The 265-nt window shown below is 57.7% G+C and carries 1 protein-coding gene; it reads right to left on the reverse strand.

What is annotated here, in order from left to right:
• Positions 1-195 (reverse strand): hypothetical protein (locus SB773_RS32380; protein WP_410594472.1); only part of this gene is annotated, 195 nt, incomplete at its 3' end.
• Positions 196-265 lie beyond the last annotated feature (70 nt).

Below are 265 nucleotides of genomic sequence, written 5' to 3' on the forward strand. Positions count from 1 at the left end.
GTCGATCATTGTGGCTAGTCCCGTGGCGTAGGGAGCCACCACCAAATCCGCCGACAGCCCGCGTTTAAGCCCTAGCCCTGGCACGCCAAAATTGGAGTACTGGTAGGTGTGCTCAATATCTCGGGCGTTATACCCAGATTCGGAAATGCCCCACGGTGCTGAAAACTGCGCAGCGTAGGCTTGCTGTCGCTTCACGACTAAGCGGTTGGTTTGCTCTAACAGGCTCCCGGCCGGGGCGCGCATTACCAACGACGGCATCAAATAC

Origin of the sequence: Bacillus sp. SIMBA_074 (assembly GCF_046534555.1) — a bacterium.
In the GTDB taxonomy this organism is placed as follows: domain Bacteria; phylum Bacillota; class Bacilli; order Bacillales; family Bacillaceae_G; genus Bacillus_A; species Bacillus_A mycoides.